At 64.1% G+C, this 26,919-nt stretch carries 23 protein-coding genes; 16 read left to right on the forward strand and 7 right to left on the reverse strand.

The annotated features are described in order from the left end of the window. The first annotated feature begins 206 nt into the window (after positions 1–206). The 5 genes from zigA to QUG03_RS13675 all read left to right on the forward strand — a co-directional run bounded on the left by zigA (position 207) and on the right by QUG03_RS13675 (position 5,810). Complete coding sequence (zigA, locus tag QUG03_RS13655; protein ID WP_500820222.1) at positions 207–1,448, forward strand: zinc metallochaperone GTPase ZigA; 1,242 nt, start codon at positions 207–209, stop codon at positions 1,446–1,448. Further along, the gene (folE2, locus tag QUG03_RS13660) at positions 1,445–2,329 is read left to right on the forward strand and encodes a GTP cyclohydrolase FolE2 (protein WP_500820223.1); all 885 of its coding nucleotides are present in this window, start codon (positions 1,445–1,447) and stop codon (positions 2,327–2,329) included. Before zigA ends, folE2 begins: the two co-directional genes overlap by 4 nt. Before the next feature lie 151 nt (positions 2,330–2,480). Then, positions 2,481–3,041, forward strand: coding sequence for an LbetaH domain-containing protein (locus QUG03_RS13665; protein WP_166451759.1), 561 nt, complete (start codon positions 2,481–2,483; stop codon positions 3,039–3,041). Continuing rightward, positions 3,042–4,379 (forward strand): dihydroorotase, encoded by a 1,338-nt coding sequence (locus QUG03_RS13670; RefSeq protein ID WP_500820224.1) that lies wholly within the window; start codon positions 3,042–3,044, stop codon positions 4,377–4,379. It begins immediately after the preceding gene. A 669-nt stretch (positions 4,380–5,048) separates the two neighbouring features. Further along, the gene (locus QUG03_RS13675) at positions 5,049–5,810 is read left to right on the forward strand and encodes a methyltransferase domain-containing protein (RefSeq protein WP_166451757.1); all 762 of its coding nucleotides are present in this window, start codon (positions 5,049–5,051) and stop codon (positions 5,808–5,810) included. A gap of 482 nt (positions 5,811–6,292) precedes the next feature. Here the strand turns inward: QUG03_RS13675 and QUG03_RS13680 are convergent, their stop codons facing one another. Beyond that, positions 6,293–8,101 (reverse strand): carbon starvation CstA family protein, encoded by a 1,809-nt coding sequence (locus QUG03_RS13680; protein WP_500820225.1) that lies wholly within the window; start codon positions 8,099–8,101, stop codon positions 6,293–6,295. A gap of 207 nt (positions 8,102–8,308) precedes the next feature. On the opposite strand from QUG03_RS13680, the gene QUG03_RS13685 reads away from it, so the two are divergent. Genes QUG03_RS13685 through QUG03_RS13695 form a run of 3 tightly spaced genes read left to right on the forward strand, consistent with a single transcriptional unit; the run spans position 8,309 to position 10,019 of the window. Then, entirely contained in the window at positions 8,309–8,896 is a 588-nt protein-coding gene (locus tag QUG03_RS13685; RefSeq protein WP_500820226.1) for a PAAR domain-containing protein, read from the forward strand. 11 nt (positions 8,897–8,907) lie between these two features. Then, positions 8,908–9,534, forward strand: coding sequence for a hypothetical protein (locus QUG03_RS13690; protein WP_500820227.1), 627 nt, complete (start codon positions 8,908–8,910; stop codon positions 9,532–9,534). Continuing rightward, positions 9,531–10,019 (forward strand): hypothetical protein, encoded by a 489-nt coding sequence (locus QUG03_RS13695; RefSeq protein WP_500820228.1) that lies wholly within the window; start codon positions 9,531–9,533, stop codon positions 10,017–10,019. The genes QUG03_RS13690 and QUG03_RS13695 overlap by 4 nt, the downstream gene beginning before the upstream one ends. A 28-nt stretch (positions 10,020–10,047) precedes the next feature. On the opposite strand, the gene QUG03_RS13700 is transcribed toward QUG03_RS13695, so the two are convergent. The 5 genes from QUG03_RS13700 to QUG03_RS13720 all read right to left on the reverse strand — a co-directional run bounded on the left by QUG03_RS13700 (position 10,048) and on the right by QUG03_RS13720 (position 16,309). Next, positions 10,048–10,824 (reverse strand): type 2 periplasmic-binding domain-containing protein, encoded by a 777-nt coding sequence (locus QUG03_RS13700; RefSeq protein WP_146176666.1) that lies wholly within the window; start codon positions 10,822–10,824, stop codon positions 10,048–10,050. A 71-nt stretch (positions 10,825–10,895) separates the two neighbouring features. Continuing rightward, positions 10,896–11,630, reverse strand: coding sequence for a two-component system response regulator BtsR (btsR, locus tag QUG03_RS13705; protein WP_500820229.1), 735 nt, complete (start codon positions 11,628–11,630; stop codon positions 10,896–10,898). After that, positions 11,627–13,345, reverse strand: coding sequence for a LytS/YhcK type 5TM receptor domain-containing protein (locus QUG03_RS13710; protein ID WP_486636800.1), 1,719 nt, complete (start codon positions 13,343–13,345; stop codon positions 11,627–11,629). Before QUG03_RS13710 ends, btsR begins: the two co-directional genes overlap by 4 nt. Positions 13,346–13,629: 284 nt before the next feature. Further along, the gene (locus tag QUG03_RS13715) at positions 13,630–15,156 is read right to left on the reverse strand and encodes a fumarate hydratase (RefSeq protein ID WP_500820230.1); all 1,527 of its coding nucleotides are present in this window, start codon (positions 15,154–15,156) and stop codon (positions 13,630–13,632) included. 196 nt (positions 15,157–15,352) lie between these two features. Beyond that, on the reverse strand, positions 15,353–16,309 hold the full coding sequence (locus QUG03_RS13720; protein WP_500820231.1) for a GlxA family transcriptional regulator: 957 nt from the start codon (positions 16,307–16,309) through the stop codon (positions 15,353–15,355). Between the two features lie 170 nt (positions 16,310–16,479). On the opposite strand from QUG03_RS13720, the gene QUG03_RS13725 reads away from it, so the two are divergent. Then, a complete protein-coding gene (locus tag QUG03_RS13725; RefSeq protein ID WP_500820232.1) occupies positions 16,480–17,625 on the forward strand; it encodes an aromatic ring-hydroxylating oxygenase subunit alpha in 1,146 nt (381 codons plus the stop codon). A 15-nt stretch (positions 17,626–17,640) separates the two neighbouring features. After that, the gene (locus QUG03_RS13730; protein ID WP_500820233.1) at positions 17,641–18,579 is read left to right on the forward strand and encodes a PDR/VanB family oxidoreductase; all 939 of its coding nucleotides are present in this window, start codon (positions 17,641–17,643) and stop codon (positions 18,577–18,579) included. A gap of 540 nt (positions 18,580–19,119) precedes the next feature. On the opposite strand, the gene QUG03_RS13735 is transcribed toward QUG03_RS13730, so the two are convergent. Beyond that, the gene (locus QUG03_RS13735; protein WP_500820234.1) at positions 19,120–20,538 is read right to left on the reverse strand and encodes a sigma-54 interaction domain-containing protein; all 1,419 of its coding nucleotides are present in this window, start codon (positions 20,536–20,538) and stop codon (positions 19,120–19,122) included. Between the two features lie 489 nt (positions 20,539–21,027). Between QUG03_RS13735 and QUG03_RS13740 the strand changes: the two genes are divergently transcribed. From QUG03_RS13740 to QUG03_RS13765, 6 genes are read left to right on the forward strand one after another with little or no spacing between them, the layout of a single operon-like run. Continuing rightward, positions 21,028–21,819 carry an ABC transporter ATP-binding protein gene (locus QUG03_RS13740; RefSeq protein ID WP_500820235.1) on the forward strand — a complete coding sequence of 264 codons (792 nt, stop codon included), beginning with the start codon at positions 21,028–21,030 and terminating at the stop codon, positions 21,817–21,819. 18 nt (positions 21,820–21,837) lie between these two features. Beyond that, positions 21,838–22,608 carry a transporter substrate-binding domain-containing protein gene (locus QUG03_RS13745; RefSeq protein ID WP_488906443.1) on the forward strand — a complete coding sequence of 257 codons (771 nt, stop codon included), beginning with the start codon at positions 21,838–21,840 and terminating at the stop codon, positions 22,606–22,608. Between the two features lie 40 nt (positions 22,609–22,648). Beyond that, positions 22,649–23,362 (forward strand): ABC transporter permease, encoded by a 714-nt coding sequence (locus tag QUG03_RS13750; protein ID WP_205465673.1) that lies wholly within the window; start codon positions 22,649–22,651, stop codon positions 23,360–23,362. A gap of 13 nt (positions 23,363–23,375) precedes the next feature. Beyond that, entirely contained in the window at positions 23,376–24,071 is a 696-nt protein-coding gene (locus QUG03_RS13755) for an ABC transporter permease (protein ID WP_488906441.1), read from the forward strand. A 33-nt stretch (positions 24,072–24,104) separates the two neighbouring features. Continuing rightward, positions 24,105–25,307, forward strand: a complete 1,203-nt coding sequence (locus QUG03_RS13760; protein WP_500820236.1) for a pyridoxal phosphate-dependent aminotransferase — start codon at positions 24,105–24,107, stop codon at positions 25,305–25,307. Continuing rightward, complete coding sequence (locus QUG03_RS13765) at positions 25,304–26,899, forward strand: 5-guanidino-2-oxopentanoate decarboxylase (RefSeq protein ID WP_500820237.1); 1,596 nt, start codon at positions 25,304–25,306, stop codon at positions 26,897–26,899. The genes QUG03_RS13760 and QUG03_RS13765 overlap by 4 nt, the downstream gene beginning before the upstream one ends. The last annotated feature ends 20 nt before the right edge of the window (positions 26,900–26,919 follow it).

Genomic DNA, 26,919 nt, shown 5'->3' on the forward strand with positions numbered 1-26,919 from the left:
CGCCGACATTCGCCGAAGGTCGACGCCGGACGGCGCATTGGCACTAGTCACGGTTAGTACTTTGGCGAGACGGACTAGCCAGAAAGAACTAGTGGCGATATTCGACCCTTGCCGTCGAAAAATAAAATGTTATAACATAACAAAAACCGCGAACAGCCAAAGGCCTTCGCCACTCGCATCGCCCTCACCTAATCGGACCCCATGCCATGACGCCCACGCCCTCCTCCTCCGCCGCGCTAGACGCCAGACTGCCAGTCACCGTGCTGTCCGGCTTCCTCGGCGCCGGCAAAACCACCTTGCTCAACCACATACTCAACAACCGCGAAGGCCGCCGCGTGGCGGTGATCGTCAACGACATGAGCGAGGTCAATATCGACGCCGCCCTGGTGCGCGAAGGCGGCGCGGCGCTGTCGCGCACCGAGGAAAAACTGGTGGAGATGAGCAATGGCTGCATCTGCTGCACCCTGCGCGAAGACCTGCTGCTGGAAGTGTCGCGGCTGGCGCGCGAAGGCCGTTTCGACCAGCTGGTGATCGAATCCACCGGCATCGCCGAGCCGCTGCCGGTGGCGGAAACCTTCACCTTCGCCGACGAGCAGGGCCGCAGCCTGGCCGACTCCGCGCGGCTGGACACCATGGTCACCGTGGTGGACGCCTGTCACTTCCTGCGCGATTACGCCTCGCGCGATCAGCTGCGGCAACGCGGCGAATCCCTGGGCGAGGCCGACGAGCGCACGGTGGCGGACCTGTTGATCGAACAAGTGGAGTTCTGCGACGTGATCGTGCTCAACAAGACCGATCTGATCGACGCCGCGGACAAGGAACGGCTGGCCGGCATCCTGCGCCAGCTCAACCCGCGCGCCCGCATCGTCGAAGCCCGCTTCGGCCAGGTGCCGCTGGACGCGGTGCTCAACACCGGCCTGTTCGACTTCGACGCCGCCGCCGACGCCCCCGGCTGGCTCAGTGAGCTGCGCGGCGAGCACACGCCGGAAACCGAGGAATACGGCATCGCCAGCTTCGTCTACCGCGCGCGCCGCCCCTTCCATCCGCAGCGCTTCTTTGAACTGGCGCAGCGGGAATGGCCGGGCGTGCTGCGCTCCAAGGGCTATTTCTGGCTGGCCAGCCGCCCTGCCCACGCCCAGCTGTGGTCGCAGGCCGGCGCGGTGTGCCGCCACGAACTGGCCGGCCAATGGTGGGCCGCCACCCCGCGCGAACACTGGCCGCAGGACGAAGACAGCCTGCGCCAGATAGAAAGCCACTGGCGGGACGGCATCGGCGACGCGCGCCAGGAACTGGTGCTGATCGGCATCGCCATGAACGAAGCCGAACTACGCCGTCAATTGGACGCCTGCCTGCTGGACGAAGCCGAAATGGCCGCCGGCCCGGCCGCCTGGGCGCTGCTGCCGGACCCCTTCCCGCCGCTGGAAACCCTTGCCGAGGACGCCGCATGAACGCCCCGCTGCCCGATATCGCGCGCAACGGCGCCGCCGCCGCGCTGCTGCCCTTGAACTGGGTGGGCATGGACGGCATCGCGCTGCCGCTGCGGCTGGCGGACGCCGCCCACGGCTGCGTCGCCGCCCGCGCCAGCGTGCAAGTCAACCTGCCCCGGCCGGCGATCAAGGGCATACACATGTCCCGGCTCTACCGGCTGCTGCAAGCCCACGCCGACGCCGCGCCGCTCAGCCCGGCCGCCCTAAGCCGGCTGCTGCGGGCTATGGCGGACAGCCACGCCGACTGCGGCAGCGACGCCGCCCGCGCGGAATTCCGCTTCGAACTGCTGTGCCAGCGCCCGGCGCTGGCCACGCCGGGCCTGTCCGGCTGGAAGGCCTACCCCGCCGCGCTGGGCGCCGAACTCGACGGCGACGGCTGCCGGCTGTGGGCCGAGGTGGAAATCGCCTACTCCTCCACCTGCCCCTGCTCCGCCGCGCTGGCGCGCCGGCTGATCGCCGACGCCTTCCGCCAACAGGAGCGCGCGGCCACGCCCGACGCGGTTTATGACTGGCTGCTGGAACACGCCACCCTGGCCACCCCGCACAGCCAGCGCAGCCAGGCGCGGCTGCGCTTCGACATCCCCGCCGACGCCGCCGGCTGGGAGCTGGCGGCGCGCATAGACCTGGCCGAGCAGGCGCTGGCCACCCCGGTACAAACCGCGGTCAAGCGCGCCGACGAACAAGCTTTCGCCGCGCTCAACGGCGCCAATCTGATGTATGTGGAAGACGCCGCGCGCCGGCTGCAAGCGGCGCTGGCCGGCCACGGCCTGAGCCGAGTCGACGTCCGCCACCAGGAAAGCCTGCACCCGCACGACGCGGTGGCGGCCAGCCAACTCTCATAAGCAATCCACGATCTCGCGAGCAAGAGCGAGACAAGGCGAGAACAGCGGAGAAAGCGGAATGTACATTCGGTACATGAGCATTTCGAAGATGTTCTCAACGCCGTATCGCCGCAGCGCAGCAGATCGTGAACACTCTCTCAGGGAGCAGCGCTTGATACGCAAAAACCCCTCCGGCCACCTGCCGGTGATCGCCGAATCCGCCTACGTCGACAAGACCGCCATCCTCTGCGGCAAGATCATCGTCCACGACCATGTCTTCATCGGCCCCTACGCGGTGATCCGCGCCGACGAAGTGGACGCCAACGGCGAGATGGAAGCCATCGTCATCGGCCCCCACTCCAATATCCAGGACGGCGTGGTCATCCACTCCAAGGCCGGCGCCGCCGTCGCCATCGGCGCGCACACCTCCATCGCCCACCGCTCCATCATCCACGGCCCCTGCGCCGTGGGCGAACGCGTCTTCGTCGGCTTCAACAGCGTGCTGTTCAACTGCCGCGTCGGCGACGGCTGCGTGGTGCGCCACAACGCGGTGGTGGACGGCTGCGAACTGCCGGCCGGCTGCTACGTGGCCTCCACCGAACGCATAGGCGCGGCCAGCGACACCGCGCGCCTGCCCAAGGCCAGCGTGTCCGCCGCCGAATTCTCCGAAGACGTGCTGCGCGCCAACAGCGAACTGGTGCGCGGCTACAAAGCGCTGCAAAACGAGTTCTGAATGAGCGACATCCTGATCCGCAACGCCCGCCTGGTCAGCGACGGCCGCGAGTGGGAAGCCGACCTGCGCGTCGGCAACGGCCGCATCCGCCGCATCGATGCCAGCCTGCCCGGCCGCCCCGGCGACATCGACATCGACGCCGCCGGCCAATGGCTGCTGCCCGGCATGATCGACGACCAAGTCCACTTCCGCGAACCCGGCGCGCCGCACAAGGGCAGCATCGCCAGCGAATCCCGCGCCGCGGTGGCCGGCGGCGTCACCAGCTTCATGGACATGCCCAACACCCGGCCGGCCACCACCTGCCTGGACGCGCTGGCGGACAAGGAAAGCCGCGCCGCCGCCGGCTCGGTGGCCAATTACGGCTTCCACCTGGGCGCCACCCGCCACAATCTAGCGCTGATCGCCGCGCTGCCGCCCAACCGCGCCGCCGGCGTCAAAGTGTTCATGGGCGCCAGCACCGGCGACCTGCTGCTGGACGACCCGGCCGCGCTGGAACGGCTGTTCGCCGCTTGCCCGCTGCCCATCCTCACCCACTGCGAACACACGCCGCGCATCCGCGAGCGCGAAGCCGCCTGGCGGCTGCGCTTCGGCGACGACATCCCGCCGGACCAGCACCCTCTGATCCGCGACGCCGAAGCCTGCTACCAATCCACCCGGCTGGCGGTGGAGCTGGCGCAACGCCACGGCAGCCAGCTGCACGTGCTGCACCTGAGCAGCGCGCGCGAACTGGAGCTGTTCCGGCCCGGCCCCGTCGCCGGCAAGCGCATCACCGCCGAAGCCTGCGTCCACCACCTGCTGCTGGACGACGGCGACTACGCCCGCCTGGGCCACCTGATCAAATGCAATCCGGCGATCAAAAGCCGCGCTGACCGCGACGCGCTGCGCCAGGCGCTGCGCGACGGCCGCATCGACCTGATCGGCACCGATCACGCGCCGCACGCCTGGGAGGAAAAACAGCAGCCCTACGCCCAGGCCCCGGCCGGCCTGCCGCTGGTCCAGCACGCGCTGCCGGCGCTGCTGGAATTGGTGGCCGACGGCGAACTGACGCTGCCGCAACTGGTGGACAAGACCAGCCACGCGGTGGCCACCCGCTTCGCCATCGCCGAACGCGGCTATCTGCGCGAAGGCTATTGGGCCGATCTGACGCTGGTGCAGCGCCTGCCCGCGCCGCGCCCGGTCTGCCGCGACGCCCTGCTGGCTCATTGCGGCTGGACCCCCTTCCCGCATCTGGCCTTCCGCCACGCGGTCAGCGCCACCATCGTTTCCGGTCAATTGGCTTGGTTCCAGGGCCGCATCCAGCCGGACTGCCAGGGCCTGCCGCTGCGGTTTATGCGCTGAGGGCCGGTTACAGGTTTGCCATAAAACAGTCCTTACACTACACGGGTCAACCACTGCGCTACAGCTACGCCTCGTCTAAGCAGCCTGCCTACGAGGTAGAGTCCGGCCAACTGACCCTGCCCCTATTTCTGGATCGACTTCCAACGCCTCTTGGCACCAGCACTTCGCCATTCCACCGTGGCCTTTGTTCTACTGCACCTAACAATCGGCCTTAGCAGGACAGTTCCGCAAGCACCTTGCAGGGCTTTACTAACATGGAACCAGCCCGCCCTCGCGGGCTGCCGAGCCACCGCGCCCCCTTATTCCAATATTGATAGAATTCAAGCACTGTTAGTGCCGTGAAGTTGCAGAGTGATGGCCGATGCGGATCTGAGGTGAGTGCGGCGGCCACTATTGCATAGCAAGACTACCTTGAAAAACAATAAAGAGAGTATTGTTTCAACCTATAGCCACAAGAATATGGATTGCCTCCCAAAAAACCTAGCAAAATGGCCAGCACTACGCCTGTTCACCGCAGAAAATAGCAGATAACATCGATGCAATCTCGCAACAGCAACCAACTAGAATGCACTAACTGCACTCTTGGTTTCACAAGAGCATTATAGAAGAAGCAAAACCGTAAGCCGCACTCAAGAAAAACCATCTACTCAATCTTAAAAGGCCTTAAAGATGAAAGAAAAAACTTGGTGGACCCCTGATGAGCTGGCTATAACCGAAAGAAAATTTCGCTCAATAAAAAATATTTCAGAAATTGACACAAAAAATGATTTTGGATCTTATAGAAAAATGCTGTTAACAGGGGACAAATCAGCCTCCGAAATAAAATCCCACAACGACATCAATCCAATTAGAAAAATACAATTAATCAAAAAAAGACTTAAACTTTCCAATTCAAACCACATTCTTGATGCAGGCTGCGGCCTAGGCTACACCACAACGGCCCTTGCAAATACCTTCATCAAAAGTAAAGTTACTGGAATTGACATTTCCGAAGATGCCATAGAGTATGCAAAGCAAAATTTCCACAACGCCGAATTCAAGTCCCTAGCCATTTCTCCCAGCTCAGAAAAAATTGGAAAATTCGACTGCATATTTTGTTTTGAATTTTATCCATTTACTCGCAACAAAGACTCCAGTCTGCAATCTAAATTTCTCGAATACTTTTCTGCCCAACTAAATCCTCTGGGCACAATTGTAATTTACCAAGCCTGGAACAATCCAAACTCTTTAGTTGCCATACTGGATGAAGTTAAAAGTTTATGCCCCAATCTACACTTCTGCATCTATACAATCCCCCATCCAAAGCTCCCCACCTGGCTTCCCTTCTGGACCGCAACTATCATTTCTCACCTACTATGTTTTCTTGGCCTTGATGGACTAAAGAGAATTATTGCAATAAAAAACAGAAATCCGACTAAAAATAGAGAATAGCTTTACAACAAAAAACCCCATAGAACCGCAACACTAAAACAGAACACAAAAATATTTTACCTAAAACTCACAAAATATAGAAAACATATTAATTAAAAATACCACTCGTACCGGCATCACACCCATGGCCATTAAATACATTACCTAAAAATTATTTCTCCACCTCAAGAGAAAAGCGCCACCACCTTTAATTCAACCATTGCCTTAACATACTCTCTTACACCTTCCAACACACATAAAACGTCGATAGACTTTTTAATAGCTATCACTGGGGCCATCACTGCTCTTAAAATTTTAGAAAAACACTAACAAAAATTAATACATGCAAGAAAAAACAATATTACACCCCATATAACTATTACGCAGTCCACCCCTTGCTTGCTTCCCGCCCCCCCATATGTGATCGAAAGAAGAACTAAAGTCCTAAAAAAAGCCCGCTGTTTCCAGCGGGCCAAGTCTTACCCCAATTTTAATCAAGCGGCTCAAGCCTCCGTGGCGGCCAGTTCGCGCCGCGCATCCGGTGCCGGCCGCGCCAGCAGCTCCATCCACTTGCGGCAGGCGGACAGCAGGATCACCAGGCCCAGCGCCAGCATGGCGATGGAGATGGCGGCGTTGAACAGGTTGTAGCCCTTGGCCGCCGGGTTCAGGTAAACGTGCTTGATCATCCAGTAACCGGCGTAATTGACGGTGACATAGAGATAAGCCAGCGGCAGCAGGCAGGTCATCATGTAGGCGCGATTGTGCGACAGCCGCAGGATGATGGTGGCGCCGATGATCAGGCCGATGGACGCCATCAGCTGATTGGACACGCCAAACAAGGCCCACACCGAATTGATGTCGCCGGAGTTCAGCAGATAGCCCCACAGCAGGCAGGCCACCACCGAAGCGCCGATGCCGCCGGGCATCCAATCGGTGCGCTTGAGCGGCGCCCAGGCGTCGCCGACGAAGTCCTGGATCAGATAACGGGCGACGCGGGTGCCGGAATCGATGGCGGTGAGGATGAACACCGCTTCGAACATCACCATGAACTGGAAGAAATAGGACGCCAGATTATGGAACCAGGGAATGCGGGTGAAGATGTCCGCCATGCCCACCGCCAGCGTCACCGCGCCGCCGGTGCGGCCGTACAGGTCCAGGCCGATCTCCTGGGACAGCTGCGGCAGGTTCACCACCTGCATGCCCAGCTTGGCGAAGGTGTCCGGCGCGGAGTTGATAGCGAAGTAATCCGCCGGGTGCAAGGCGGTGGCGGCGATCAAGGCCATCACTCCCACCACGCATTCGGCCAGCATCGCGCCGAAGCCCACCGGCAGGATGTCGCTCCAGCGGTCTATCTGCTTGGGCGTGGTGCCAGAGCCGATGAAGGCGTGGAAGCCGGAAATGGCGCCGCAGGCGATGGTGATGGAGATGAACGGCCATACCGGGCCGGCCAGCACCGGGCCGCCGCCGTGGATGAACTGGGTAACGGCCGGGAACTGGATTTGCGGGTTGATGAACACCACGCCCACCACCAACAGGCCGAACACGCCTATCTTCATGAAGCTGGACAGACAGGCGCGCGGGGTCAGCAGCATCCACACCGGCAACGCGGTGGCGAAGAAGGCGTAGACGGGCAGCAGCAGGGACACGGTGGACGCCTTCAGCGTCAGCAGCTCGCCCAGCGCGGTGCCCTGGATGTAGGGGCCGGCGAACACACAGGCCATGATGGCGGCGACGCCGACATAGCTGGCGTTCTTCATATTGCCGGTGACGCGCTCCCACAGGCCGACGGCGATGGCGATGGGAATGGTCATGCTCACCGCGAACGCGCCCCAGGGATTGCGCTCCAGCGCGTGCACCACCACCATGGACAGGCCGGCCATGGTGATGGTGATGATGAATAGCATGGCCAGGCCGGTGCACCAGCCGGCCCAGGGGCCCAGCTCGGTCTTGGCCACTTCCGACAAGGATTTGCCGTGATGCTTCATCGAAGCGAACAACACCACGGTATCGTGCACCGCGCCGCCGATCACACAGCCTATCAGCAGCCACAACATGCTGGGCAGATAGCCGTACTGGGCGGCCAGCACCGGCCCCACCAGCGGGCCGGCCGCCGCGATGGCGGCGAAGTGGCCGCCAAACGCCACCCACTTGCTGGTGGGCACATAGTCCTTGCCGTCCTTTAATTCATGCGCCGGGGTCACGGCGCTATCATCGACACCCAATACCTTGCGCGTGAAGAACACCCCGTACAGGCGGTAGCAAATGGCAAGTATGCAAAGGGTGGCGATCACGAAGGTCAATGCGTGATCCATTTTTGTCAGCTCCGGTGATAGTCTCACCCGGAACTTACGCGCGGGCGCGGCCGCCGTGGGGCGGAAAGCGGCTCAGCGGCCGCATGGCGTCGCCAGCGGCGGCTAGAGCGGGGCGAGCGGCACAAGGCAGGCGTCAGCTCACGAACTCGCGAGCATATGAGCGCAGCTCAAAAACTAGTCAAAAGGCCAGCAGATTAATCAATAAAAATGATCTACGGTTTTTGCTTCATTAACCATATTGATGATATGGCTATGAAGAGAGTGATTCGCTTGGGCGACCCGACAGATCATGGCGGTTTTGTCACGGGCGCAGCGCCCACAACGACTTTCTTTGGGAAGCCTGTCGCTCGGATTGGCGACCCAGTAAGCTGCCCACAACAGGGACATACTGGCTGTGTCATTGTTGAAGGGGATCCCTCATGGATCATCGACGGTAAAGCAACGGCACTGGAAGGACACAAAGTTAGCTGTGGCGCTACCTTGATCTCAACACTGGGTGAGGTTGGGCGTAGTTATGAAGCCAGCGGTGCGGCAAGCGTTGGAGGGACAGCTCGTGCTGTTGTACTTGTAGCGACGGCTGCTGCCGCAGCTTTGGAAAATGAGATTATCGAGCATTGGTACACACTTGAAGATGAGTCCGGTCATCCCGTTGAAGGCTATCGCTACGATCTTTATCAAAACAAAGAGCGCGTCACTCATAAAGGAAGCTTCAACTCAGGCAAGACAAACGCGATCCAAGGAGGGGACTCGGACTTCGTCATGTGGCTGGAGCGTGATTCCGCTAAACGTGATTAGGGACTCAAATCATGACAGCTATAGCCAAACCGAGGATAAACCCGGAGGTTCGCCTGTTAGCCGCCATGGCGTATGGCGAAGCATATCTGGCGGATAGTCCCGATGAAATGTACGCCTTGGCCAGCGTGCTAAAGCGTCAAAGAGATGCTCGGGGTTATTCCAGCATGGCCGCGTTTGTGGCAGGTGAACCATCTTTTTCATTTGTAGTCGGGGATGGCAATAAGCGTTATGTCCACTTTAAAAAGACAAAAGACGAGGACATACTGGCCAACGCCGGGATGAAAATCGCTATAGCCGCCGCAGAAAATGCGCTGGCAAATGGCCCTGACAAATCTAATGGCGCTTGGTTTTGGGATGGCGCCGATATTAAATCCAACTACAAAAAACATTTCAAGGTAAGGGTCGGCATTCGTTTTACCGACCCATCGCACAACATTTATGATATCAATGAGTCGTCAAAGCTGGTTATAAAACACAAAGTCACCAAAAAGAAAGCAAACGGAAAAATAGAAACTTACAAGGAGGAGCTTTATCGCTACGATCACGTCTATGAGTCCACGGCTGCCCATGGGGGAACAATCTTTTGGAAGCAGAACACGGACTATTTGCGGTTTACCAAGGCGAAGGAATATAAATGAAATCGCTTGGCATTGCATTGGCTTTAATTTCAACCGCACTATTCGCAGCGCCATCTGCCAATGTGATCAGTAGTTGCCTAGAAACACAGGCTAGAGGTGGCATAAGCTCGGTTGAAATACGGATAAATGAAATTATTCAAGAAGATGGCTATAAGCCAGGGTACACTGCTGAGTATGTAAAACACGAGGGCATTGACATTGGCTTTGCCACCTCCCCAAAGGGAGGCGCGGTACTTTACATGGGCAAACTCTGGCCTATTAATCGCTCGACGCTGCTTCCAGGAGTAGAAAAGGTGAGCAAGCCGGTGGTTCATGTTGAATTAGCTTATTGGGCATTACTTGAGGAGGGTCCGAAGAAATATCTTTGCATAACGGATAATTTTGATGGCATAGGCCGCAGTGGTAGCTTTCAAAAGAGCAAATATGCATACATTCTTGAGCTAACAGGCAAGCGTATTTTGTATTTTATCGTAGGCAGAACATAAAGATGCAGCGTCTTTAGTCTACAGGCCCTCAGGGCTGCCAGTCCTGATAGGGCTTATGCACCTTGGCGTAGGCTTTTTGCAGTTCGCCGCTGGCGCGCGCGGCGCGGATGGCCCGGTTCAGCGCCTGATGGACGAAATCGCCGCGGCGGTTGCAGTTGAGGAAGAGCACGTCCGGGTAGTCGTCGAAACGGGCGCGGCGGATATTGTTCAGCTTGAACTTGCGCACCAGATAATCCGCCTCCTCCTGCGCCCACAGCACCCCGTCCACCCGGCCCAGATTCAGCTTTTTCAACGAGAGTTCCAGATTGACCACGCTCTTGCTGGGAAAGCCCCAGTTCACCGGCGGCGCCTCGATATTGTATTTGGCCAGATTGGCCATGCGCAGCACGTCCTCTTTGTCCAGCGGCTTGGTCTTGTGGGTGTAGAGCACGAAGGTGACCTTGCCCAGCATCTCCTTGGTGAACTGATAGGGCGTGGCGTCGTCCGCGCCCTCCCTCACCTTCATGATGGGAAAGCGGAAGTCCGCGTTCTTGTCGCTGGCGTCCAGATAGACGCGCTTGACCGGCTCTATGCTGAAACTGATCTTGCCTTCCTTGTAATGTCTGGCCACCACTTGCAGCAGTTCGGCGAACGGGCTGTTCTGGTTGTTCTCCAGCAATTGCGGCAGAAACACGGCGATGCCGTGCAGATCCGGCCGGTTGATGTCCGGCGAGCTGTCCTGGGTTGCCGTGCCGTTGCAGGCATGAAGCAGGCCGGGCGCGCAGCCCAGCGCCCAGGCCGCGCACAGCAGCATTTGTTTTGTCATCGAATGTCTCCCCCTGGACTGAGGTTTAGCACAGCGGAGGGGGATGCGCGGCGCATTTGGACGGGCGGCCGCTAGCTCGCGATGCCCAGCGCGTCCTTCAGGGGCTTCAGATAGCGGCGGCTGACCGGCAGGCTGTGGCCGTCCAGCGTATGGATGGTGGCGACGCCGTTGTCGCCGAACAGGATTTCCCGGATCGCCGACAAGCGCACCAGGTATTGCCGATGGCAGCGGAACAGATCGGTGCGCTCTTCCAGGGTGCGCAGCGTCAGCTCGGTGAAGCGCTCCACGCCGGCGGCGTCCACCACGTAAACGCCGCTGAGCCGGGAGCAGACATAGGCCACCTCCTCTAAGCGGCACAGCACGATGCGGTTGACGCCCTGGCAGGGAATCAGGCTGAGCGGCGCCAAGGCGCATACCGCCGCCGGCGGCGACGCGGCGCGCTGGCGCAGCCGCGCCAGGGTCTTGGCCAAGCGCGCCGGGTCCACCGGCTTCAGCAGGTAGTCGCAGGCGTGTTCTTCAAAAGCCTGCAGCGCGTAGGCGTCGTAAGCGGTGACGAACACCACTTGCGGCATGGCCTCCGGGTCCAGCATCGCCAGCATTTCCAGGCCGCTGATGCGCGGCATCTGGATATCCAGGAACACCACGTCCGGCTTGCGGCGATGGATGAAGGCGATGGCCTCCACCGCGTTGCCGCACTCGCCGACGATGTCCAGGCCGCCGGCGGCCTGCAATAGCTGGCGCAATTCGTCGCGCGCCAGCGGCTCGTCGTCCACCAGCAGCACGCTGGGCAGGCCGGCTGCGCTCATGCCGCCGCTCCGGCGCGGCGCGCGTCCGCCTGCGGGCAACGACAGGGCAGCAGCAGGCTGACCCGGGTGTAAAGCTCAGGGGCGCAATCCACCGCCACCCCGTAGGCCTCGCCGTAACGGGCGCGGATGCGGCGGTCCACCAGGGACATGCCCAGGCCGTCGCTCTGTTCCGGCTTGTGGTAGAGGCCGGCGTTGTCCTCCACTGTCACCCGCAGGCCTTGCGCGTCGCAGCGGGCGGAGATGCGGATGCGCCCCGGCTCCAGCAGCTGGGAGGTGCCGTGCTTGATCGCGTTTTCCACCAGCGGTTGCAGGGAAAACGCCGGCAGTTCGGCGCGGCGCGCCGCCTCCGGCGCGGCTATCTCCACTTGCAGCCGGCCGGCGAAGCGCGCCTCCTCGATACGCAGATAGGCGCTGACGTGGTCGATCTCGTCGCCCAGGGTGGCCATCTCGCTGGAGCGCTTCAGGTTCTTGCGGAAAAAGGTGGACAGGTATTGCACCAGCTGGCGCGCGTGCTCCGGGTTGCGGCGTATCACCGCGGACAGGGTATTGAGCGCGTTGAACAGGAAATGCGGATTGACCTGGGCGTGCAGCAGCTTGATCTCGGTCTGGGCCAGCAGCTGTTTCTGCTGCTCGTACTTGCCTTGCAGGATCTGGTTGGACAGCAGCCGGGCAATGCCCTCGCCCAGGGTCAGGTTGATCCCGGAAAACAGCTTGTTGCGCGTCTCGTACAGCTTGATGGTGCCGATCACCCGTTCGTCCTCGCCGCGCAAGGGGATCACCAGCGAGGAGCCCAGCTTGCAGGCCGGGCTGATGGAGCAGCGGTATGGCGTCTCATTGCCGTCGGCGTACACCACTTGGTTGGCGGCGATGGCGCGCTGGGTCAGCGGCGAGGTGATGGGCGTGCCCGCCAGATGGTGGTCGGCGCCGGCGCCGATGAAGGCCAGCAGCCGCTCGCGGTCGGTCAGCGCCACCGCGCCCACGCCCAGCTCCTCGTACAGGATGCGCGCCATGGTCATGCAGTTGTCGCGGTCGAAGCCGTGGCGCAGCACGCCTTCGGCGCGGGCGGCGATCTGCAGCGCCTTGGAGGAGAAGGCGGAGGAATACTTCTCCGCCAGCGCGCGCCGGTCCAGCAGGATGCGCATGAACATGGCCGCGCCCAGGGTGTTGGCGATCATCATCGGCAGCGCGATGCTGCGCACCAGATGCCAGGCGGCGGCGAAGGGCTTGACCGCCGCCAGCAGGATCAACATCTGCATGCATTCGGCCAGCAGCGCCACCGCGGCCACCGCCAGCGGGTCGAACACCCGCCCCAACTGGCCGCGCCGCACGAAATAACGGTGCACCAGCCCGCCCAGCAGGCCTTCGGCCATGGTGGACGCCATGCAGGCGCCGGCGGTGACGCCGCCTAGCGAATAACGATGCAGGCCGCCGGTGAAACCCACCGCCAGCCCCACCCACGGCCCGCCCAACATGCCGCCCAGCACCGCGCCGGTGGCGCGGGTGTTGGCGATGGAATCGTCGATGTGCAGGCCGAAATAAGTGCCCATCACGCAGAACACCGAAAACACCAGATAGCACACCAGCTTGTGCGGCAGCCGGATGGTGACCTGGGTCAGCGGGATAAACAGCGGCGTCTTGGACAAGAGATAGGCGATCACCAGGTAAACGCACATCTGCTGCAACAAGGTCAGGATCAATGAAAACTCGGTCAACATGCGGGCAGCACAATAAGGGTGTGCCACCGAGCATAGGTGACGGTTCACCACCCGACCTTGGTCTGGATCAAACCGTTTTCAGGCGCCGCCGGCGCAAACCAAAACGGCCGCCGAAGGCGACCGTTTCTTTCATGCGGACTCAGAACGTGTTTACGATCTCGCGAGCTAAGGCGAGACAAGGCGTTGCGGCTGAGAAAGCGGAGTGTACACACGGTACATGAGCATTTCGAAGTCGTACTCACCATGTAACGCTCCACGATGCGCAGCAGATCGTAGGCAGGTTCTCAGACGGGGATGACCGGAATCTTGCCTATCTTCACGCGCCACTCGGCCGGGCCGGTGTTGTGCACGCTGGATCCACAGGAATCTACCGCCACCGTCACCGGCATGTCCTTGACCTCGAACTCGTAAATGGCTTCCATGCCCAGCTCTTCGAAGGCCACCACTTTGGACGCCTTGATCGCCTTGGACACCAGATAGGCGGAACCGCCGACGGCCATCAGATAGACCGCCTTGTTGTCCTTGATCGCCTCGATCGCGGTGGGACCGCGCTCGGCCTTGCCTATCATGCCCAGGAGGCCGGTCTGCTCCAGCATCTGGCGGGTGAACTTGTCCATGCGGGTGGCGGTGGTGGGGCCGGCCGGGCCCACCACTTCGTCGCGCACCGGATCCACCGGGCCCACGTAGTAGATGAAGCGGTTGGTGAAGTCCACCGGCAGCTTCTCGCCCTTGTTCAGCATGTCCACCATGCGCTTGTGCGCGGCGTCGCGGCCGGTGAGGATCTTGCCGTTGAGCAGCAGCACGTCGCCCGGCTGCCAGCTTTGCACCTCTTCCGGGGTGATGGCGTCCAGGTTGACGCGCTTGCCGTTGGAGTTGTCGTAGGTGATGTCCGGCCAGTCTTCCAGACGGGGCGCTTCCAGCGCGACCGGGCCGCTGCCGTCCAGGTGGAAGTGCACGTGGCGGGTGGCCGCGCAGTTGGGGATCATCGCCACCGGCAGGCTGGCCGCGTGGGTGGGGTAATCCAGAATCTTCACGTCCAGGACCGTGGTCAGGCCGCCCAGGCCCTGGGCGCCGATGCCCAGCGCGTTGACCTTTTCAAACAGCTCCAGGCGCAGTTGCTCCACGCGGCTCAGTTCCGCGCCGCTGTCGGCCTTGGCTTTCAAGTCCTGGATGTCCACATGGCTCATCAGGCTTTCCTTGGCCAGCAGCATCGCCTTTTCCGGCGTGCCGCCGATGCCGATGCCGAGGATGCCCGGCGGACACCAGCCGGCGCCCATGGTGGGCAGGGTCTTCAGCACCCAGTCCACGATGGAGTCGGACGGATTCAGCGCGTAGAACTTGGATTTGTTCTCCGAGCCGCCGCCCTTGGCCGCACAGGTCACTTCCACGCCGTCGCCTTCGACGATCTCGAAATGCACCACCGCCGGGGTATTGTCCTTGCTGTTCTGGCGTTTGCCGGCCGGGTCCAGCAGCACCGAGGCGCGCAGCTTGTTGTCCGGGTTCAGGTAAGCGCGACGCACGCCTTCGTTCACCATCTCCTGCACCGACAGCTCAGCGTCCCACTGCACCTTCATGCCCACTTTCAGGAACACCACGGCGATGCCGGTATCCTGACAGATCGGGCGCTTGCCTTCCGCGCACATGCGGCTGTTGATCAGGATCTGGGCCATGGCGTCCTTGGCCGCCGGGCTCTCTTCCTTCAGATACGCCTGGTGCAGCGCGTCGATATAGTCTTTGGGATGGTAATAGCTGATGAACTGGAAGGCGTCGGCAATGCTTTGCACGAAGTCTTCCTGACGGATGATGGCCATTTTCGGGTTTCTCCAGCGTAGGGCGATTTTGGGGTTTGCCCTGTTATTTTATGGAGGCGCGCCGCCCGCGCCAATCCAAACCCTCAACAGTACCCGATAAAACCATCCGCGGCCAGCCAATGCCCCCCCGCTCCGGACCGGTCCAAAGCCCCGCGAGCAAGCGCGAGACCAGGCGAAAACCGCTGAGAGCAGCTTCTCAAGCGCCGCTGCGGTCCTCGCGATCCTCCCTCGGACTGCGGTCGAAACGCTTGCGATAGGCGCGGGAAAAATAAGACGGCGACTCAAAGCCGCAAATCACGCTGATTTCCACCACGCTCAGCTCGGTCTGGCGCAGCAGCCAGCGGGCGCGGTCCAGCCTCAGCGCGCGGTAGAACTCCGCCGGCGAGGCCTTGAGATGCGCGCGGAACAAGCGCTCCAGCTGGCGGCGGGTGGTCCCGCAACGCGCGGCCAGCTCCTCCGGCGGCCACGGCTCCTCCAGTTGCGCCTCCATCAGCCGTATCGCCTGCGCCAGCTTCTTGTTGTGCACCTGGTAGCGGCTGGCCACCTGCAGGCGCTGGTGCTCGGACGGGCTGCGCATCTGCCCCTGCACCAATTGCTCGGACACCGCCAGCGCCAGCTCGCGGCCGTGACGGCGCGCCAGCAAGGCCAGCGCCAGGTCCAGCCCGGCCGCCGCGCCGGCGGAGGTGGGCCGCCGCTCGGTCAGGAACAGCTCCTGGCTGGCGGTCACTTGCGGGTAGCGTTCCCGGAAGGCCGGAATCGCCTCCCAGTGCAGCGTCACCGTCTCGCCGCGCAGCAGGCCGGCCTCGGCCAGGATGAAACAGCCGGTGTCTATCGCCCCCAGGGTCACGCCTCCGCGCTCCAGCCGCCGCAGCGCCGCGCCCAGCTCCGGCGTGTAATGCCGCAACGGATGAAAGCTGCTGACCACGAACAGACAGGTGCACGGCCCGGCCTCCGCCAACGCGCCGTCCACCATCAGCGCGATGCCGTTGCTGGCCGCCACCGCCTGCCCGTCCACCGACAAGAGCCGCCAGCGGCTGGCGCCGGGCTGAAAGCGATTGGCGATGCGGAACGGCTCCATCAGCGCGGCGAAGCCGATGAAGGAAAACTCCGGCAACAGCAGGAAATGGTATTCGTCCACCACAGCGCTCCCCATTCAATCCAGTACGCTCAATGGCCAGCATAAGCGCGAGCGCCCAGTTCGCGCCAATGCAAATTGGCGCGCAATGAAAAGTAAGCGTCGCCGCCATCCGCTCCGCCGCCGCCGGCAAACCGTTAAATCATCAACAGCCGTCCCCCACTCAAGGCTTTTGAAGGAGCCCCGCCATGCAGCAACACGCCGTCATCCAGCCCCCGCCCGCCGCGCCGCGCCTGCCCGCCGACTTCTGCAGCGACATCGAGCGCGCCCACACCCTGCCGGCGCGCTGCTACACCGCCGACGAGGTGTTCCAGTACGAAAAAGAACAGATCTTCGCCAAATCCTGGCTCTGCCTGTGCCACGGCAGCGAGCTGGCCCGGCCCAACGATTACGTCACCCGCCGGGTGATAGGCGAGAACATCCTGCTGCTGCGCGACCGCGACGGCGAGCTGCGCGCCTTCTACAACGTCTGCCCGCACCGCGGCCATGAGCTGCTCAGCGGCAGCGGCCAAGCCAGGAATGTGATCACCTGTCCCTACCACGCCTGGGCCTTCAAGCTGGACGGCCAACTAGCGCACGCTCGCAACTGCGAGCAGGTGGCGGACTTCGACCGGGCCGGCAGTCACCTGAGCCCGTTGCGGGTGGCCGAATACTGCGGCTTCGTCTTCGTCAACATGGACCCGGACGCGCCGGACATCGACGTCGAATACGCCGGCCTGCGCGAGCACTTCATGCAAGTGTGTCCACGAGTGGCGGACCTGAAGGTAGCCGAGCGCGTGGTCACCACCACGCCGGCCAACTGGAAAGTCATCGTCGACAACTACATGGAGTGCTACCACTGCGCGCCGGCCCACCCCAGCTTCTCGCAATCGGTGTCCACCGACGGCTACACCCACAGCCTTCACGGCCGCTGGACCTTGCAGCGCGGCGCCGCCCAATCCAGCGACAGCAGCTACGCCTTCGACGGCGAGGCCGCCAACCAGGCTTTCAACGGCTACTGGCTGTGGCCCGGCGTGATGTTCAACGTGGTGCCCGGCGACGCGGCGATGACGGTGATCTACGAATTTCCGGAATCCGCCGGCATCACCGTCCAGCATTACGACATCCTCTTCCTCAACCAGGATTTGAGCGAGGAACAGCGCCGCTTCGTCAGCTGGGCGCGCGACGAATTCCGCCCCGAAGACCTGCGGCTGGTGGAAAGCGTGCAACGTGGGCTGCAATCTCGCGGCTACCGCGGCCAGGGCCGCATCATGGCGGACAGCCAGCGCAGCGGCATCAGCGAGCACGGCATCGCCCATTTCCACCAGATGGTGGCCGCCGCCTACCGCGGCTGAACCGGAGCGCCGCGCATGCCCGCCATCGTCACCGAAGTCTGCGCCATCGAAGAAGTGGCCGCCGGCGTCAAGGCCTTCACCCTGCGGCCGCTGGACGGCCCGGCCCCGCCCTGCCCGTCCGGCAGCCACATCGTGGTGGAGATGCCGCCGCCGGGCCGGCCCGCGGCCTACTCGCTGCTGGACCCCGGCGGCGGGGTCTACCGCATCGCGGTCAAACACGAGCCGGATTCGCGCGGCGGCTCGCGTTATCTGCACGCGCTGGCGCCGGGCAGCCGCCTGCGGGTGCAAGCGCCGGCCAACCGTTTCCCGCTGGCCGCCGCTCCCGGCCCGCGGCTGTTCATCGCCGGCGGCATCGGCATCACGCCCTTCATCGCCCATATGGCGGCGCTGGGCGCTGACGCCAACTACCAGCTGCACTACGCCTTCCGCGACGCCGCCGGCGCCGCCTTCGCCGCCCAGCTGGCCGAACGAAGCGAGCGCGGCGACGCCAGAATCCGCCTGTACGAGAGCCGGGCCGGCCGCAGGCTGGACCTGGACGCGCTGATCGCCGCCGCGCCGGCGGACAGCCAGGTGTATGTCTGCGGGCCGGAGCGGCTGATCGCGGCGGCGGCGGACGCCTGCGCTCGGCGCTTGCCGGCCGGCCGGCTGCACTATGAGCGCTTCAGCGCCGACACGGCGGCGGCGAGCGCCGGCTTTGAGGTGGAACTGGCCCGCTCCGGCCTGCGGCTGCGGGTGGACGCCGACGAATCCATCCTGGCGGCGATAGAACGGCAGAGCTCGCTGCGGCCGGACTGTCTATGCCGGGAAGGCTATTGCGGCAGCTGCGAGACCAGGCTGCTGGCCGGCGACGCCGAACACCGCGACCAATACTTGAACGAGGCGGAGCGGCGGGAACGCATCATGATCTGCGTGTCGCGGGCGGCGGGGAGCGGACCGCTGGTGCTGGATTTGTAACTAAGGCCCGCTAACAAAACCCCTGATCCTGCGTTGCGCCTCCTGGTCGTACGACTTGTACTGCCTGCGTCGGCGCGCCTTGGCTCAGGTACGCTGCGCGGTTTTGCTAGCGGGCCTAAGAACGTGTTTACGATCTCGCGAGTAAGGCGAGACAAGGCGGAAACGAGCCAAAAGCGGAATGTACAAGTGGTACATGAGCATGTTGAGCTCGTCCTCACCGTGCAACGTTTCACAACGCGCAGCAGATCGTAAACAGGCTCTAAGAGACGGTTAAAAGCTCAGCCGATATGGGAAACCGCGATCGCTGGCGGGTATCGCCTGCGGCTCCACCCACCCTACGCGCAGCCGCTCGCCATGGGTAGGGTGGGTGGAGCGTAGCGATACCCACGCAGAAATCCATTACAGAGACCAGAACCCAACAGCCGGCGCAAGAGCTTGCACTCGTAGCCTGACATGGATCTTGCAGGCCGCGCATAATGGCTCCTTTACGCTGTTCAGCACGCCTATTGCTATGCCTCTTTTGGATATGCCCCGCCCCGCTCATCCCAACACTGTGCGCGCCAGCTGTATCCCGTGCTTCTTCAACTTGTACTGCAAGGTGGCGCGCGGCAGACCCAGCCGGCGCGCCGCCTCGGTCAGATTGGCGCAGCCCTCCAGGCAATCCACCAACAGCCGGCGCTCATAGCGCGCCATCCGCTGCTCCAGCGTGCCCTCGCCGTCCGGCGGCGGCGCGGCCGGCGCCGACGGCCGACGTTCCTCCGTGCGCCGCTGCGCCGCTTCGCCCTCTTCCTCCAGCAGCAGGAAATCCAGTTCGTCCCCGCCCTCGCACAGGATCAGGCTGCGCAGCAGCACGTTCTCCAGCATGCGCACATTGCCCGGCCAGTGATAGCGCAGCATGCGCTCCATCACCGCATGGCTGATGCGCTGCACGCGGTGGCCGGTGACCTTGCCATGCTTGCGCAAGAAAGCCTGCGCCAGCAGCGGAATATCCCGCAGCCGCTCGCGCAGCGGCGGCACCGCCAGACAGCCCACGTTCAGCCGGTACAGCAGGTCCGGCCGGATCTTGCGCTCGTCCAGCATCCGCTGCGGCGACTCGTTGCTGGCCACCACCACCCTCACGTCCACGCGCACCTCCGCGCCGGAGCCCACCCGGCTGAAGGTGCCCTCCTGCAAGGCGCGCAGCAGCTTGCCCTGGATGGACAACGGCAGCGAGTTGATCTCGTCCAGAAACAGGGTGCCGCCATGGGCGGATTCCAGCACCCCGCGCCGGTCCTCGGCCCCGGTGAAGGCGCCGCGCACGGTGCCGAACAAGGTGCTTTCAAACAGCGGCTCCGGCAATGCCGCGCAATTGAGCACCACGAAGGGGCGCTCGGCGCGCGGCCCTTCCTGGTGCAGCAAGCGGGCGAACAACTCCTTGCCGGTGCCGGTTTCGCCGTGGATCAACACCTGCACATCGGCGCGCGCCAGCCGCCGGGCCTGGTGGATCAGCTGCTTCATCGCCGCGTCGTCGGTGATGATGCCCATCAGCCCGCCGTCGGCCTCCTCCTCCACGTTCTGCTGCAAATCCACCAGCGCCTGATGCAGCGGGCTGACCACGGTCAGATCGCGGGACAGCTCCACCGCGCCGACGATGCGGCCGTCGGCGCGCTTCAGCGGCAGCGTGGTGTGCACCTGATGCACCGCCTTGCCCCTGGGATTGCGATAACGCTGGTAATGATTGCGGTAGCTGCGGCCCTGCCGCAGCGCCTGCAACAGCGTGCTGCTGTTCTCGTCCAGCTCCGGGTACAGCTCCAGCAGATAGGCCCCCAGCGCCTGCTCCGCGGTGTATTCGTCCAGCTGCGAGCACTCCTGGTTGTAATAGGCGTAGCGCCCGTCCTGGTCGATGATGGCCACCGACAGGCCGATCGCGTCGAAAAAATCGCCAAACAGCGCAATGCCCTGGTTCAGGTCCCTGTCCATATCTCCCCCTTCTCCTTTACGAACCTGTTCAAAGTCTGCTGCGCTTCAGCGATACGGCGTTAAAAACAAGCTCAAAATGCTCATGTACCACGTGTACATTCCGCTTTTTCGCTCGTTTTCGCCTTGTCTCGCCCTCGCTCGCTAGCCTTTGAACAGGCTCTTAGCCGCTTAAACTGCGGGCGCCAAGAATTCGGCGCTTTTATGAATAGTTGCAGTATTGACGGTTTTTGTCGCCGCGAGCAAGCGCAAAAACCTTTTAAATTCATGCAATTAAAAAACAGACCCGCTGGCATGGATGTTGCCACGCCTACACTGTCGCGCTAAGAGCGGCTAACAAAATCAGTTTCACGTCTGAGGCAAGGCGCGCCGACGCAGGCAGTACTTGAGTACGGCAAGTCGGCGCAACGCAGCATCAGGAATTTGTTAGCCACTCTACAGGCGCGGCACACAACTACAGCAGGCTGCCACAGCCGCAAGGAGGAGAGCCCCATGCATCACCCCGCCCCCGCCATCCACCCTCCCCCCGCGCCCATCGTCGCGGTGGAAAACCTGCGCAAGCGCTTCGACGGCCAAGTCGTGCTGGACGGCGTCTCCTTCGCCGCCTCCGCCGGCGAGGTGGTGTCGCTGATCGGCGCCAGCGGCTCCGGCAAGAGCACCTTGCTGCGCTGTCTCAACCTGCTGGAAGTCCCGGACGACGGCCGAGTGCTGATCGCCGGCGAGGAAATCGCCCTGCGCACCGACAAACGCGGCCGGCGCGCGCCGGCCGACCCGCGCCAGGTGGACCGGCTGCGCTCGCGGCTGGGCATGGTGTTCCAGAACTTCAATCTGTGGCCGCACATGACGGTGCTGGAAAACCTGATCGAGGTGCCGGTGCGCGTCCTGCGCCAGCCGCGCGCCGAAGCGGTGGCGCTGGCCGAGGCGCTGCTGGAGAAAGTGGGCATGGCGGACAAGCGCCAGGCCTATCCCGCCTTTTTGTCCGGCGGCCAGCAACAGCGGGTGGCCATTGCCCGCGCGCTGGCGACCCGGCCGGCGGTGATGCTGTTCGACGAACCCACCTCCGCGCTGGACCCGGAACGAGTGGGCGAAGTGCTGCGGGTGATACGCCAGCTGGCCGATGAAGGCTGCACCATGCTGCTGGTCACCCATGAAATGGCCTTCGCCCGCGAAGTGTCCAGCAAAGTGCTGTTCCTGCATCAGGGCCGCATCGAGGAAGCCGGCCCGCCGGAACAGGTTTTCGCCGCGCCGCGCAGCGAACGCTGCCGCCAGTTTGTCAACGCCTGACACCCAGGGAGAAACTCCATGAACCGATTCCGCGCCCTCATCGCCGCCTTCGCCGTCCTGTTCTGTACCGCCGCGGCCGCCAACCCGCTGCGCATCGGCATCGCCGCCGAACCCTACCCGCCGTTCACCATCAAGCAGAGCAACGGCCAGTGGAGCGGCTTTGAAGTGGAGCTGGTGCGCAAGCTGTGCCAGCGCCTCAAGCAAAGCTGTCAGATCGCCGAAGTCTCCTGGGACGGCATCATCCCCGCGCTCAACAGCAAGAAGATAGACGTGATCTTCAACTCCATGTCCATCACCCCGGAGCGGGAAAAAGTCATCGCTTTCAGCCTGCCTTATTACTACACCGCCTCCGAGTTCGTCGGCCCCAAGGGCCAGAAAGCCGTCCTCAGCCCGGCCGGCCTGAAGGGCAAGACCCTGGGCGTGCAATCCGCCACCACCAACGCCAACTTCCTGAAGAAATACTACGGCGCCGGCTCCGTCATCCGTTACTACAACACCCAGGACGAACTGAACGCCGACCTCGTCGCCGGCCGCGTGGACCTGATGCTGCTGGACGCGCTGGCCGCCAGCGATTTCCTTGGCGGCAAGGACGGTTCCGGGCTGGAATCCAAAGGCCTGGCGCCCAAGGACCCGCTGTTCGGCCCCGGCATCGGCGCCGGCCTGCGCAAGGCCGACGTCGCGCTCAAGCAGCAGTTCGACCAGGCCATCCTGCAACTGCGCGCCGACGGCAGCTTCGACGCCATCCAGAAGAAATACTTCAAGGTCAACATCTCGCCGGACGCCAAGTGACAGCGACCCGCCCGCCTGAGCCGCCCCAGGGAGAGCCTATATGCTGGATGCACTGCAACAAGCCTACGACGCCGTAGTCCGCGACTGGGGCCCCGCCCTGCTGCAAGGCGCCGTGGTCACGCTGGAAATCTCGCTGGGCGCTTTCGCGCTGGGCCTGCTCATCGGCCTGGCCACCGCTCTCGTCAAACTGGGCGGCCACCCGCTGCTCAAGCGGCTGGCCAACGCCTACACCAGCGTGTGCCGCTCGCTGCCGGAGCTGCTGCTCATCCTGCTGCTCTACTACGCCGGCGGCGACGCCATCAACGCGTTGGCGGCGCTGCTGGGCCAGCCGCAGGTGGAGGTGAACGGCTTCGCCGCCGCCATCGTGGTGCTGGGCATCGTGCAAGGGGCTTACGCGGCGGAAATCATGCGCGGCGCGGTGCAGGCGATACCGCACGGCCACATCGAGGCCGCGCGCGCCTTCGGCTGCGGCCGCTGGCTGACCGCCCGCCGCGTGATCCTGCCGGAGATGATGCCCTACGCGCTGGCCGGCCTGGCCAATCTGTGGCTGGTGCTGATCAAGGACAGCGCGCTGATCAGCGTGGTGGGCTACAGCGAACTGCTGTTCACCACCAAGCAGGCCGCCGGCTCCACCCGCCAGTACCTGCTGTTCTATCTGACCGTGGCCGCCATCTACCTATTGATGACCCTGCTGTCCAACGCCGGCTTCAGCCTGATTGAACGCCGCTTCCGCCGCTGGCAGCCGGCGCTGTGAACGGGAGACCCGCATGAACTTCCAATGGCTGCAAGACTACGGCCCCATGCTCTGGCGCGGCGTCGCCGTCACCGTGCAATTGCTGCTGCTTTCCGGCGGCCTGGGCTTCGCGCTGGCGGTGGCGGTGGGCTTTGCCCGGCTGTCCCGCCAACCCTTCCTCGCCTGGCTCAGCCTGTCCTTCACCAACCTGATCCGCGGCACCCCGCTGCTGGTGCAGATCTACGTGCTCTATTACGGCCTGGGCAGCCTGTTCGCCGGCTTTCCGGCGCTGCGCGACAGCCTGCTGTGGCCTTATCTGCGCGAAGGCTTCTGGTACGTGGCGCTGGCGCTGGCGTTGAGCGTGGCCGGCTATGTGGGCGAAGTGGTGCGCGGCGGCCTGGCCGCCGTGCCCAAGGGCGAACTGGAAGCCGCCCGCGCGCTGGGCATGTCGCGGCTGACCGCGGCGCGGCGCATCTGGCTGCCGCGCGCGCTGCTGATCCTGCTGCCGTCCTTGGCCGGCGAAACCGTGCTGCTGCTCAAATCCACCGCGCTGGCCTCCACCGTGGCGGTGATGGACGTACTGGGCGCGGCCAATCTGGTGCGCGCGCAAACCCTGCGCACCTACGAACCGCTGCTGACCGTGGCGCTGATTTATTTCGCGCTGGCCTGGCTGATAGAACGCGTCTTCCTAAGGCTGGAAAAGAGACTGCCGGTCCGCACCGCCTTCTGACACCGCCCCTAGCTCATTATTACGGAGACCCCCATGCGCTTTTCCCCCCTGGTCGAACGCATCGCCGGCGAACGCGTCGATGCCTGGAACATCCACCTGGCGGCGCAGCAAGCCGCCGCCCGCGGCGAGGACGTGATCATCCTCAGCGTGGGCGATCCGGAGTTCGCCACCCCGGCCCCCATTATTGAACGCGCCGTGGCCGCGCTGCGCGACGGCGACACCCACTACAGCCCGGTGGAGGGCCGCGCCGACCTGCGCGCCGCCATCGCCCGCCGCCACGCCGCCGCCACCGGCCTGGAGATGGACGCCGACAACGTCATCGTGGTGGCCGGCGCGCAAAACGGCCTGTTCTCCGCCGCGCTCTGCCTGTGCCAGGCCGGCGACGAAGTGCTGGTGCCGGAACCGATGTACCTGACCTACGAAGCCAGCATCCGCGCCAGCGGCGCCGCGCTGGTGCCGGTGCCGGTCAAACCCGCGGACGGTTTCCATCTGGACCTGGCCGCGCTGGAAGCCGCCGTCACCCCGCGCAGCCGCGCGATCTTCCTCGCCACCCCCTGCAACCCCACCGGCGCGGCGCTGCGCCCGGACGAACTGGCCGCGGTGGCCGCGCTGGCCCGCCGCCACGACCTATGGGTGGTGGCCGACGAAGTCTACGCCGGCCTCAGTTTCGAAGCCCCGCACCACAGCATCGCCGCCCTGCCCGGCATGGCGGAACGCACGCTGACCCTGGGCAGCCTGTCCAAATCCCACGCCATGGCCGGCTGGCGGCTGGGCTGGGCCGCCGGCCCGCGCCCGCTGATCCAGCACATGGGCACGCTGGCCCTGTGCATGCTCTACGGCATCCCCGGCTTCATCCAGCAAGCCGCGCTGCTGGCGCTGCAAGACTACGACGCCTTCGTCGACCCCGTCCGCGCGCTGTACCGGCGGCGGCGCGACCTGGCCCACAGCCTGCTCAGCGGCGTGGACGGCCTGCAATGCCCGCTGCCGGAAGCCGGCATGTTCCTGCTGCTGGACGTGCGCGGCTGCGGCCTGGAGGCCGGGGATTTCGCCTGGAAGCTGTTTGAAGCCACCGGAGTCTCCGTGCTGGACGCCGCCGCCTTCGGCCCCACCGCCGCCGGCTTCATCCGCCTGGGCCTGGTGGTGGACGACGAACGCTTGGCCGAAGCCTGCCGCCGCATCGCCCGCTTCGCCGGCCAACTGCGCGCCGCCGCGCCAAGACAAAAGGAATCCGCATGAGCGCTACCCTGGGCAGCTACCTCACCGCCTGGCTGGCGGCTTACGGCGTCGACACCGTGTTCGGCATCCCCGGCGTCCACACCATCGAGCTCTACCGCGGCCTGGCCGGCAGCGGCATCCGCCACATCGCCGCCCGCCACGAACAAAGCCTGGGCTTCATGGCCGACGGCTACGCCCGCGTCAGCGGCAAGCCCGGCGTCTGCTTCGTCATCACCGGCCCCGGCCTCACCAATATCGCCACCGCCATGGGCCAGGCCTACGCCGACTCCATCCCGCTGCTGGTCATCTCCGGCGTCAACGCGCGCGGCAAGCTGGGCTCCGGCGACGGCCACCTGCACGAACTGCCGGACCAGCACGCGCTGGCCAGCCAGATCACCGCCTTCAGCCACACCCTGACCGCGGCGGCGGAACTGCCGCAAGTACTGGCGCGCGCCTTCGCCGTGTTCGACGGCGGCCGCCCGCGCCCGGTGCACATCGAAATCCCGCTGGACCTGATGGCCGCGCCCGCCGACGGCCTGCCGCCGCCGCAAGCGCCGGCGATGCGGCTGCTGCGCGGGCCGGCCGCCCCCGCCGCCATCGACCGCGCCGCCCGCCTGCTGTCCAGCGCGGAACGGCCGCTGCTGCTGATAGGCGGCGGCGCGCGCCAGGCCGCGCCGCAACTGAGCCGGCTGGCGGAAATGCTGGACGCGCCGGCGCTGATGACCATCAACGCGCGAGGCGCGCTGCCGGACGGCCACCCGCTGGCCCTGTCCTGCAGCCCCTCGCTGCCGGCCGCGCGCCGCCTGATCGCCGCCAGCGACGTGGTGCTGGCCGTGGGCTGCGAACTGGGGCCCACCGACTTCGACATGTACGTGGACGGCGGCTTCCGCCTGCCCGGCGCGCTGATCCGCATCGACATCGACCCGGAACAACTCTGCCGCGGCCGCGGCGCCGACCTACCGCTATTGGGCGACGCCAAAGAAACCCTGCAACTGCTGACGCTGCAACTGACCGACGCCGCCCGCCAGGGCGAAGAGCGCGCCGACGCCGCCCGCCGCCTGGCCGCCGCCGAGATGGAGCCGGAACACGCCGCCGACCTGGCCTGGCTGCACCGCGTGCGCGACATCCTGCCGCAAGCGCGCTGGGTGGGGGACTCCACCCGCCTGGTCTACGCCGGCAACCTGGGCTTTTGCGCGCCGCGCGGCAACAGCTGGTTCAACGCCTCCGTCGGCTTCGGCGCGCTGGGCTACGGCCTGCCCGCCGCCATCGGCGCCGCGCTGGCCGAACCGGACCGGCCGGTGCTCTGCCTGGCCGGCGACGGCGGCTTCCAGTTCACCCTGGCGGAAATGGGCACCGCGATGGAAACCCGCGCCCGCCTGATCGTGCTGCTGCTCAACAACCGCGGCTACGGCGAAATCAAAAGCTCGATGCGCGCCGCCGATATGGAACCGCTGGGCGTGGACCTCTACACCCCGGACTTCCCGGCGCTGGCCCGTGCCTACGGCTGGCGCGCCGAAACCCTGGCGCTGGGCACCCCCGAACCGCTGCTGCGCCAGGCGCTGGAACAGGCCGCCGCCGCCGCCAATCCCACCCTGATAGAAATCGAAGCTTAAAGCGCGCGCCGGCCCGGCCC

This window comes from Chromobacterium sp. CCUG 30098 (genome assembly GCF_059916605.1).

Coding starts and splice junctions, on each gene's coding strand:
- zigA (WP_500820222.1), top strand. CDS start 207: ATGACGCCCACGCCCTCCTCCTCCGCCGCGCTAGACGCCAGACTGCCA.
- folE2 (WP_500820223.1), top strand. CDS start 1,445: ATGAACGCCCCGCTGCCCGATATCGCGCGCAACGGCGCCGCCGCCGCG.
- QUG03_RS13670 (WP_500820224.1), top strand. CDS start 3,042: ATGAGCGACATCCTGATCCGCAACGCCCGCCTGGTCAGCGACGGCCGC.
- QUG03_RS13675 (WP_166451757.1), top strand. CDS start 5,049: ATGAAAGAAAAAACTTGGTGGACCCCTGATGAGCTGGCTATAACCGAA.
- QUG03_RS13680 (WP_500820225.1), bottom strand. CDS start 8,101: ATGGATCACGCATTGACCTTCGTGATCGCCACCCTTTGCATACTTGCC.
- QUG03_RS13685 (WP_500820226.1), top strand. CDS start 8,309: ATGATCTACGGTTTTTGCTTCATTAACCATATTGATGATATGGCTATG.
- QUG03_RS13690 (WP_500820227.1), top strand. CDS start 8,908: ATGACAGCTATAGCCAAACCGAGGATAAACCCGGAGGTTCGCCTGTTA.
- QUG03_RS13695 (WP_500820228.1), top strand. CDS start 9,531: ATGAAATCGCTTGGCATTGCATTGGCTTTAATTTCAACCGCACTATTC.
- QUG03_RS13700 (WP_146176666.1), bottom strand. CDS start 10,824: ATGACAAAACAAATGCTGCTGTGCGCGGCCTGGGCGCTGGGCTGCGCG.
- btsR (WP_500820229.1), bottom strand. CDS start 11,630: ATGAGCGCAGCCGGCCTGCCCAGCGTGCTGCTGGTGGACGACGAGCCG.
- QUG03_RS13710 (WP_486636800.1), bottom strand. CDS start 13,345: ATGTTGACCGAGTTTTCATTGATCCTGACCTTGTTGCAGCAGATGTGC.
- QUG03_RS13715 (WP_500820230.1), bottom strand. CDS start 15,156: ATGGCCATCATCCGTCAGGAAGACTTCGTGCAAAGCATTGCCGACGCC.
- QUG03_RS13720 (WP_500820231.1), bottom strand. CDS start 16,309: ATGGGGAGCGCTGTGGTGGACGAATACCATTTCCTGCTGTTGCCGGAG.
- QUG03_RS13725 (WP_500820232.1), top strand. CDS start 16,480: ATGCAGCAACACGCCGTCATCCAGCCCCCGCCCGCCGCGCCGCGCCTG.
- QUG03_RS13730 (WP_500820233.1), top strand. CDS start 17,641: ATGCCCGCCATCGTCACCGAAGTCTGCGCCATCGAAGAAGTGGCCGCC.
- QUG03_RS13735 (WP_500820234.1), bottom strand. CDS start 20,538: ATGGACAGGGACCTGAACCAGGGCATTGCGCTGTTTGGCGATTTTTTC.
- QUG03_RS13740 (WP_500820235.1), top strand. CDS start 21,028: ATGCATCACCCCGCCCCCGCCATCCACCCTCCCCCCGCGCCCATCGTC.
- QUG03_RS13745 (WP_488906443.1), top strand. CDS start 21,838: ATGAACCGATTCCGCGCCCTCATCGCCGCCTTCGCCGTCCTGTTCTGT.
- QUG03_RS13750 (WP_205465673.1), top strand. CDS start 22,649: ATGCTGGATGCACTGCAACAAGCCTACGACGCCGTAGTCCGCGACTGG.
- QUG03_RS13755 (WP_488906441.1), top strand. CDS start 23,376: ATGAACTTCCAATGGCTGCAAGACTACGGCCCCATGCTCTGGCGCGGC.
- QUG03_RS13760 (WP_500820236.1), top strand. CDS start 24,105: ATGCGCTTTTCCCCCCTGGTCGAACGCATCGCCGGCGAACGCGTCGAT.
- QUG03_RS13765 (WP_500820237.1), top strand. CDS start 25,304: ATGAGCGCTACCCTGGGCAGCTACCTCACCGCCTGGCTGGCGGCTTAC.